Below are 6,252 nucleotides of genomic sequence, written 5' to 3' on the forward strand. Positions count from 1 at the left end.
CGTCCCCCATCACCGAGAAGGAGCCCCCTTGAGCGACACCCTCAACCCCACACCCATCCTGACCTGCGCCCTCACCGGCGCCGGAGACACCGTCGGCCGGAGCGAGCACGTACCCGTGACCCCCAGGGAGATCGCCGCGTCGGCGGTGGAGGCGGCGCGGGCCGGAGCCAGCGCGGTGCACATCCACGTCCGCGATCCCGAGACCGGCGCGCCCTCCCGGGACAACGCCCTGTACCGCGAGGTCGTCGACCGCATCCGCCAGACCGGGGTCGACATCGTCATCAACCTCACCGCGGGCATGGGCGGCGACCTCGTCCTCGGCCAGGACGACCCGCTCCGGTTCGAGGAGGGTACCGACCTGGTCAACGGCCTGGACCGGCTCCCGCACGTGGAGGAGCTGCTGCCCGACATCTGCACCCTGGACTGCGGCAGCCTCAACTTCGGGGACGGCAGCCAGGTCTACGTCTCCACCCCGGACATGCTGCGGGCGGGCGCCCGGCGCATCCAGGAACTCGGGGTCCGCCCGGAACTGGAGATCTTCGACACCGGCCAGCTGTGGTTCGCCAAGACGATGTACGCCGAGGGCCTCATCGACGACCCGACGATGTTCCAGCTGTGCACCGGCATCCCCTACGGGGCGCCGTCGGACCCCGGCGTGCTCCTGTCGATGGTGAACCTGCTCCCCGAGGGCGCCCACTGGGCGAGTTTCTCCATCGGTCGCGGACAGATGCCCTGGGTGGCCCAGTCGGTGCTGCTCGGCGGACACGCCCGGGTGGGTCTGGAGGACAACCTGTACCTGAGCCGGGGGGTGAAGGCCACCAACGGCCAACTCACCGAGCGGGCGGTCTCCCTCATCGAGGGGCTCGGCGCCCGGGTGGCCACACCGGCCGAGACCCGCGCCATGCTCAAGCTCCGCGGCGCCTGACCTCCCCCTTCACCCCCTTGAGGAGCACCATGTCGGAGAACGTGAGAACCACCCCCGAGGACGTGCGCACGGTCGCCTGCGTCGGTGCGGGCGTCATCGGCGGCGGCTGGGTCGCCCACTTCCTGGGCCGCGGCTACCGGGTCGTCGCCTGGGACCCCGACCCCGGAGCCGAGGACGGGCTGCGCGCCCTGGTCGCCTCGGCCTGGCCCGCGTTGGAGGAGCTCGGACTGGCCGAGGGCGCCGCCCAGGAGAACCTGACGGTCGCGGCGACACTGGCCGAGGCGGTCGCCGACGCCGACTTCGTCCAGGAGAGCGCCCCCGAACGCCTCGACCTCAAGATCGGCCTGCTGGCCGAGATCGACGCCGCCACCCCGGCGGGCGTGGTCATCGCCTCGTCCACCTCCGGCTACGGCATGAGCGAGATGCAGGTGGCCGCCCGCACCCCGGAGCGGCTCGTGGTCGGCCACCCCTTCAACCCGCCCTACCTGGTGCCCCTCGTCGAGGTCGTCGGCGGAGAACGCACCCGGGGGTGGGCCGTCGACTGGGCCGCGGACTTCTACCGGGTCGCGGGCAAGTCGGTGATCGGCATGGACCGCGAGCTTCCCGGATTCATCGGCAACCGCATCCAGGAGGCCGCCTGGCGCGAGGCCCTGCACATGGTCGCCGAGGGTGAGGCGACCGTGGAACAGATCGACCGGGCGATGACCAGCGGGCCCGGTCTGCGCTGGGCCTTCTTCGGGCCCTGCCTGACCTTCCACCTGGCCGGAGGAGAGGGCGGGATGGCGCACATGCTCGACCACTTCGGGCCGTCCCTGAAGGAGCCGTGGACCCGCCTGGAGGCCCCCGAACTCACCGCTGAGCTGCGCGACCGCATGGTCGCGGGCACGGACGAGGTCGTGGCCGGGCGCTCCACCGCCGAACTCGTCGCCCAGCGCGACCGGCGTCTGATCGCGGTGGCGCGCGCCCTGGCGGAGGTCGAACGGGCCGAGGCGGCCGAGCGAACGCGAGGCGGCGCGTGAACACGACCCTCACCCGGCGGCTGCGGCCCGAGTGGATCGACTACAACGGTCACCTCAGCGAGGCCTACTACGTCCTGCTCTTCGGGTTCGCGACCGACGCCCTCATGGACCGGGTCGGTCTGGGAGCGGCCTACCGCGACGCGTCCGGCTGCTCGCTCTACACCGTCGAGGCGCACGTGCGGTACCTGCTGGAGGTCGGTGCCGACGCCGAGGTCCGGGTCCGCACCCGGGTGGTCGGACCGGAACCCGGCCGCCCCGTGGGCAGGAAGGTACGGATCTGCCACGAGATGCTGGTGGCGGGCGCCCTGGTGGCGACCGAGGAGCTGATGGCGCTCCACGTCGACCAGGAACGAGGAAGGGCCGTGCCCTTCCCCGAGGAGGTGGCCGCCCGCCTGGCGGCCCTCGCCGAACCCGCCCCCGACTACGCGGGCCGCTCCGTCGGTTCCTAGGCGGAGCGTCGGGACGTGGGAGCGGGGCGGGGTCCGTCCCGGCGGGACCGGTGAACGCGCCCGGACGTCATGAGCCCGGCCGATGCCGGACGGTGCGGGTCACTCCCACAGCGCGTTCTCCGGTTCGACGCCGTGCGCGCGGGCGTTGGCGTTGACGGCGTCGCGCAGCCACACCGCCAGCCCGGGGGCGATGCCGTCGTAGTGCGCCCGAAACCCCGGGTCGTCCACGTTGGTCTGGGCGAGGATCACCTGCATGGAGTGTGTGCAGTCGAAGTAGGCGCCCATCGACTCGCGGTGCCGTTCGGCCAGGGCGTTCGCCTCCGTGCTCGCCGGTGCGACACCGGTGCGTACCGCCTCGGCCAGGTCGGCGTCGAGTGTCCTGACCCGCTGTGCGACCAGCCGCCAGTCCTCGGCGGTGCGGTTCGCGGCCCGCTCGGCGAACTGCGCCCACTGGCGGGTCGCGCCCCAGCGTTCGCGTGCCCGGGCGGCCCAGGAGGGCTGCCAGTGCGCGCCGAAGACGTCGACCTGCTCCCGCGCCGACAGCAGCACGCCCTCCTGCCTGGCCCGGGCCAGGCGGTCCAGGGCCTCCGCCATCCGCTCCAGCTCGCGAACGCGCCCGCGCAACCGGTCCCGCTGGTGGAGCAGGGACCGCGCGGCCTCCTCGGCGTCGGCGTCCAGCAGCCGGGCGATCTCCTCCAACGAGACCCCGAGGTCCCGGTACACGCGCACCCGGTGGATACGGGCCACGTCCTCGGCCGTGTAGATCCGATAGCCCGCCGCGCTTCGCTCACTGGGGCGGGCCAGGCCGATCTCGTCCCAGTGGTGCAGCGTCCGGACCGTGACCCCCAGGAGGGAGGCGACCACTCCCACGGTCGTGGCCCGATCGTCCGCGCCGCCTCGACTCGTCGGCTGTCGCACCGGCCTCTCACCCATGAACACAAGCTATCCGCCCGGCCGCGCGGCTCGCACTCGTGCGCGGACACGACCGACGGAGTCGGAGTTCGGGCTCGCCGGGCGGTGGGAACCGGCCCGGGCCGCGCGGTGCCCCGCGCTCGGTAGGCTGACCGTGATCATGACGAAGAAGACCGGCCCCGAGCTGCGCATGCCCGCCGCCCTGGCGGCCTCCCTGACCTGCCCCGTCTGCGCGCTCCCGCTGGACCAGGGGCTCACCTGCGCGCGGGGCCACAGCTTCGACGTCGCCCGGGAGGGTTACGCGAGCCTGCTCACCGGCGCCACCCCGCCCGGGTCCGGTGACACCAGGGAGATGGTCGCCGCCCGCCAGCGCTTCCAGGAGCGCGGCCACTACGACCCCCTCGCCCGGGCACTGGCCGAGGAGCTCGCCGGGCGCCGCGTCATCGTCGACGTCGGCGGCGGCACCGGCCACTACCTCACCCGCATTCTCGACGAGCTTCCCGACGCCGTGGGGCTGACCACCGACGTCTCCAAGTTCGCCGCCCGACGGGCCGCCCGCGCGCACCCGCGCGGCGGAGCCGTCACCGCCGATTCCTGGCGCCGCCTGCCGCTGGCCGACCACACCGCCGACGCGGTGACCAACGTCTTCGCCCCCCGCAACGCGGCCGAGTTCCGCCGAATCCTGCGGCCCGGCGGGGTGCTGCTGGTGGTCACCCCGGCCCCCGACCACCTGACCGAACCCCGCGCGGCCCTGGGGCTGCTCGACGTCGACCCCCGCAAGGACGAACGCCTGGCCCAGAGTTTGGAAGGCCACTTCACCCCCGTCGCCACCCGGGAGCTGCGCTTCACGATGGACCTGGAGCACGAGGACGTCCGGACCGTGGTGGGGATGGGGCCCAGCGCCCGGCACGTGACCCCCGAGGAGCTCGCGGGGCGCGTCGCCGAGCTACCCGAGCCGTTCGCCACGACCGCCTCGGTGCGCCTGGGCACCTACCTCAGGTCCCCGTAGGGCGCGGCCGGGGCGGTGGCTCGGGCGCATCCCGTCGGGGCGCCGCCCTCGCGGGCCCGTGGACCGGTCGGCGTGGCGCGCGGGGTACCGGGGTAGGCCACTCCCCGTGAACGAACCGGTCATGCCCGCCACCCCGCACTCCAGTCACGCCGACACCGCGCCTCACACTCCTGGGCGCGGTGTGCGCGGCGACTTCTCCGTCTGGGCGCCCCGGGCCGAGCGCGTACGCGTACGCGCCGACGGCTCCGACCACCCGATGGAACGCGCCGACGACGGATGGTGGCACGCCCGGGTGGAGGGCGCCGGACCCGGCACCTCCTACGCCTACCTCCTCGACGACGACCCCCAACCCCTGCCCGACCCCCGCTCCCTGTGGCAGCCCCACGGGGTACACGGGCCCAGCCGGGTCCTCGACCACACCGCCCACACCTGGAGCGACCACACCTGGACCGGTCGGCCGCTCGCCGGGGGCGTCGTCTACGAACTCCACGTCGGCACCTTCACCCCCGAGGGCACCCTCACCGCGGCCGCCGACCGCCTCGACCACCTGGCCGACCTCGGCGTCACCCACGTCGAACTCCTGCCGCTCAACGCCTTCGACGGCACCCACGGCTGGGGCTACGACGGCGTCCTGTGGTCCGCCGTCCACGCCCCCTACGGCGGCCCCGACGCCCTCAAGGCGTTCGTCGACGCCTGCCACCGCCGGGGTCTGGCCGTCCTCCTGGACGTCGTCTACAACCACCTTGGCCCCTCGGGCGCCTACCTGCCGCGCTTTGGGCCCTACTTCTCCGGGGAGAACGACTGGGGGCCCTCCCTCAACCTGGACGGCCCCGACTCCGACCCCGTCCGGCGGCTGGTTCTCGACGGCGCCCTGGACTGGCTGCGCCACTACCACCTGGACGGGCTCCGCCTGGACGCCGTCCACGCCCTGCGCGACGACCGCGCGGTGCCGCTGCTCGCCGAACTCTCCGCCGAGGTGGAGGCGCTCGCCACCGGTCTGGGACGCCCCCTGTCCCTGGTCGCCGAGTCCGACCGCAACGACCCGCGCACCGTCCTGGCCAGGGAGGCGGGCGGGCTCGGCATGACCGCGCAGTGGTCGGACGACCTCCACCACGCCCTGCACGTGGCGCTCACCGGGGAGAACCACGGCTACTACGCCGACTTCGAGGGCCCCTCGGTCCTGGCCGAGACGCTGCGCCGCGTGTTCTGGCACGACGGGACCCGCTCCACCTTCCGGGGACGCGGCCACGGAGCCCCGGTCGACACCGCTCGGTTGCCCGGGAGCCGGTTCCTGGGCTACCTCGGCACCCACGACCAGATCGGCAACCGGGCCCGGGGCGACCGCATGGGCGAGCACGTCTCGCCGGGCCTACTGGCCTGCGGTGCCGCCCTGGTCCTGTGCTCGCCCTACACCCCGATGGTCTTCATGGGGGAGGAGTGGGCGGCCACCACCCCCTGGCCCTTCTTCGCGTCCTTCGCCGACCCCGACCTGGCCGAGGGGGTGCGGCGCGGCCGCCGCCGCGAGTTCGCCGCCCTGGGCTGGGCGGAGGAGGAGGTCCCCGACCCGATGGACCCGGCCACCCGCGACAGCGCCGTTCTGGACTGGACCGAACCGTCGCGGGAACCGCACGCGCGCGTGCTGGAGGTCCACCGGGCCCTGATCGCCCTGCGCCGCGCCGAACCCGAGCTCGCCGACCCGCGCCTGGACCGGTTCCGCGTGGACGCCGACCGGGACGGACGTGTGCTCACCCTGCACCGGGGATCGCTGCGCCTGGTGTGCAACCTCGGCGACCGGGAGGCCGCGGTGGATCTGGGAGCCGAGCCGCGCGCGGTGGTGCTGGACTCCGGGAGAGCCACGATCGAGGCGAGTACGGTCACCGTCCCGGAGGAGTCGTTCGCCGTCCTGCGGATGTGAGCGGGGTCGGCGGGCCCGCCGAC

6 protein-coding genes are annotated in these 6,252 nt (G+C 74.0%); 5 read left to right on the forward strand and 1 reads right to left on the reverse strand.

Going from position 1 to position 6,252, the window contains the following annotated elements:
• Window positions 1–28: 28 nt before the first annotated feature.
• The 3 genes from ABZ635_RS17770 to ABZ635_RS17780 are packed head-to-tail and all read left to right on the forward strand — an operon-like array spanning window position 29 to window position 2,393.
• Complete coding sequence (locus ABZ635_RS17770) at window positions 29–925, forward strand: 3-keto-5-aminohexanoate cleavage protein (RefSeq protein WP_357766021.1); 897 nt, start codon at window positions 29–31, stop codon at window positions 923–925.
• Between the two features lie 29 nt (window positions 926–954).
• Window positions 955–1,944, forward strand: coding sequence for a 3-hydroxyacyl-CoA dehydrogenase NAD-binding domain-containing protein (locus ABZ635_RS17775; protein WP_357766022.1), 990 nt, complete (start codon window positions 955–957; stop codon window positions 1,942–1,944).
• Complete coding sequence (locus ABZ635_RS17780; RefSeq protein WP_357766025.1) at window positions 1,941–2,393, forward strand: thioesterase family protein; 453 nt, start codon at window positions 1,941–1,943, stop codon at window positions 2,391–2,393. Before ABZ635_RS17775 ends, ABZ635_RS17780 begins: the two co-directional genes overlap by 4 nt.
• A gap of 99 nt (window positions 2,394–2,492) precedes the next feature.
• Here the strand turns inward: ABZ635_RS17780 and ABZ635_RS17785 are convergent, their stop codons facing one another.
• Entirely contained in the window at window positions 2,493–3,326 is an 834-nt protein-coding gene (locus tag ABZ635_RS17785; protein WP_357766027.1) for a MerR family transcriptional regulator, read from the reverse strand.
• 139 nt (window positions 3,327–3,465) lie between these two features.
• Between ABZ635_RS17785 and ABZ635_RS17790 the strand changes: the two genes are divergently transcribed.
• On the forward strand, window positions 3,466–4,314 hold the full coding sequence (locus tag ABZ635_RS17790; protein WP_357766030.1) for a putative RNA methyltransferase: 849 nt from the start codon (window positions 3,466–3,468) through the stop codon (window positions 4,312–4,314).
• A gap of 121 nt (window positions 4,315–4,435) precedes the next feature.
• Window positions 4,436–6,229: a malto-oligosyltrehalose trehalohydrolase gene (gene treZ, locus ABZ635_RS17795; RefSeq protein ID WP_357766036.1), complete on the forward strand. Its 1,794-nt coding sequence runs from the start codon at window positions 4,436–4,438 to the stop codon at window positions 6,227–6,229.
• Window positions 6,230–6,252: the final 23 nt, after the last annotated feature.

It is taken from the genome of Nocardiopsis sp. NPDC007018 (genome assembly GCF_040635075.1).
GTDB lineage: Bacteria > Actinomycetota > Actinomycetes > Streptosporangiales > Streptosporangiaceae > Nocardiopsis.

Bases quoted from the DNA above. Each gene is read 5' to 3' on its own strand.
- ABZ635_RS17775 (WP_357766022.1), top strand. From the start codon at position 955: ATGTCGGAGAACGTGAGAACCACCCCCGAGGACGTGCGCACGGTCGCC.
- ABZ635_RS17790 (WP_357766030.1), top strand. From the start codon at position 3,466: ATGACGAAGAAGACCGGCCCCGAGCTGCGCATGCCCGCCGCCCTGGCG.
- ABZ635_RS17785 (WP_357766027.1), bottom strand. From the start codon at position 3,326: ATGGGTGAGAGGCCGGTGCGACAGCCGACGAGTCGAGGCGGCGCGGAC.
- treZ (WP_357766036.1), top strand. From the start codon at position 4,436: ATGCCCGCCACCCCGCACTCCAGTCACGCCGACACCGCGCCTCACACT.